3 protein-coding genes are annotated in these 2222 nt (G+C 32.8%); all 3 read left to right on the forward strand.

The features are described 5' to 3' along the window. Positions 1-214 precede the first annotated feature (214 nt). The 3 genes from ACEXOE_RS23665 to ACEXOE_RS23675 all read left to right on the forward strand — a co-directional run bounded on the left by ACEXOE_RS23665 (position 215) and on the right by ACEXOE_RS23675 (position 2130). Positions 215-604 carry a hypothetical protein gene (locus ACEXOE_RS23665; RefSeq protein WP_394751360.1) on the forward strand — a complete coding sequence of 130 codons (390 nt, stop codon included), beginning with the start codon at positions 215-217 and terminating at the stop codon, positions 602-604. A gap of 142 nt (positions 605-746) precedes the next feature. Next, positions 747-1559, forward strand: coding sequence for a DUF6597 domain-containing transcriptional factor (locus ACEXOE_RS23670; protein WP_394751361.1), 813 nt, complete (start codon positions 747-749; stop codon positions 1557-1559). A 76-nt stretch (positions 1560-1635) separates the two neighbouring features. Next, the gene (locus ACEXOE_RS23675; RefSeq protein ID WP_394751362.1) at positions 1636-2130 is read left to right on the forward strand and encodes a VOC family protein; all 495 of its coding nucleotides are present in this window, start codon (positions 1636-1638) and stop codon (positions 2128-2130) included. Positions 2131-2222: the final 92 nt, after the last annotated feature.

Here is a 2222-nt window from a genome sequence, read left to right on the forward strand (position 1 = left end):
CACTGTGTATACTAACCTTAATTCTCTCTTTTGTTCTTTCTGATTATTACATCAATTTAATGAGAATCAAACTTAAGCCGTGTATAATTAATTGCTTAGTTAAGCGGAAAATTTTACCCGTTATACGCTGCACTAATCATACAGAAACAGGTTACACACAATATTCAATGAATTCAGACCAAATTTTAAATTTCGCTGGCAAAATCTAAATGCAATGTATTTTAAAAAACAATTGCTCTTTTCTGCTTTTATAGGAATAATTTTAATTGTTCTTTTTTTCAAACAGAATCAAACTCAGAAGGATTCACTTATTAGCGAATTAGTAATGATTCAAGTTGATGATAAAGTTTGTGATTACAGGCGAATGAAAAATAGCAGCTACATGATTTTCAAATATCAAAATAAAGAATATCGAAAGTCTTTAAGTAAAGAAAAATGTTTGAAAATCGTTGAGCATAGTCAAATTGAATTATACTATTCAGCGGAAACCGATACCTTTTATTTTGAGGAAATATTTGAAGCTGGACATTTCAAGCTTGCAAAAATCTTTTTGATTTGCATTCTTGTTTTAGGGTTGATTCCTTATAAGAAGTTTGTGCAATAACACTTTTTATACATACAAGATCTAACATTGGTCTAATTCAGTGCTTGTTCCCTTCCCAAAACAATATTTACTATTTTTAATATAAACAGCACCCAAATCATAGCCGAAACTCTTGTACATTACTTAGAAAAACAGATCATAAATGAAGTATCAAACCTTTCAACCGCAGCCTGATTTAAGTGCATTGGTCAAGTTTTATTGGACTTTGGAAGTTCCATTTGACCCAAATAATCAAAAACAAAAAATTATTCCTGACGGATGTGTTGAAATGACCTTTAATTTTAAGGATAAGATTAAGCGTTACATATCTGAAAAAGACTATATAATTCACCCAAATGCTATGGTAATGGGGCAAAGAACAAAATCCTACTTCATAGAGCCTGTGGGAGATGTGGATTCTTTTGCCATTTGTTTTTACCCTTATGGATTCGCAAATTTTGTCGCTACTTCACTCGAAAACTTGGTAGATGTAGAAACGCCAATAGAAAGTTTGTTCGGAGAAATCCCTGCAAAAGAATTGGAACAAAAAATCGTTCAAGCAACCAGTACTCAAAAGCGTATTGAAATCATTGAAACATTTCTTTTAGAAAAGTTAAATCAGCATGAAACTATTGAAAACTTGGTGAAAACAACCGTGGATTCCCTTCTTACAACCAATGGAAGTAGCTCAATTCATACGATATTGAAAGATGACTTATCGAAAAGAAGGCAACTCGAAAGAAATTTCAAGAAACAGATAGGTATTAGCCCCAAGCAGTTAGGTAAAGTGTTGCGTTTGCAAACAGCTTTAAAGATGATACTCCATGACAAGGAAAGCCTAACAAACATTGCTTATGAAAGTGAATATTTTGATCAAGCCCATTTTATTAAGGACTTTAAAGAATTTATAGGAACTACTCCAAAAGAATTTTTAGGAAATGAACATATGGCGCTTTCAACGCTTTTCTACAAGTAGCCTTCAAGTGTCGCATTTTTACAATTTTAATTCTTATATTCAGCATATTTTGCACAATAAAATTACCTTAAGATAAATGAAAAGAATAGTTCTAAGTACCATCATTCTGTTTTCGATTGGTTTTGTTTCTTGTAATGATCGAAGTAAAACTACAGCCGAAACAGCAAAACAAGATTCAACCGTAGAACAAAGCATGAATCCTATGAATAACTATGTTTCTCTATTTGAAATCCCTGCAACGGACATTTCAAGAGCAATCAATTTTTACCAGGCAATTTTGAAAATTAATATCGAAAAAATGGAAATGCCTGGAATGGAAATGGGAATTCTCCCCTATGAGAATCAAGCAGTACAAGGGGTAATCATGAAAGGGGAGGGCTTTAAACCTTCCGCGGATGGTGTAACTATTTATCTTAACGGTGGAGATAACCTTCAAACCATACTTGATAAGGTTGAAGTAAATGGCGGAAAAATTATGGTCCCAAAAACAGCTCATGCCGATGAAAGTGGATTTTTTGCATTATTCATAGATACAGAAGGAAATAAAATCGGACTTCATTCCCCCAATTGAAAAAGAGGGAACACATAACAAAGAACTGAGATAAAAAACAAACATATTCTTCCTTAATCTGAGACACTAGTATTCTAGGCCCATAGATTCAA

This window comes from Spongiimicrobium salis (genome assembly GCF_043678055.1).
GTDB classification, from domain to species: Bacteria; Bacteroidota; Bacteroidia; order Flavobacteriales; family Flavobacteriaceae; genus Spongiimicrobium; species Spongiimicrobium salis.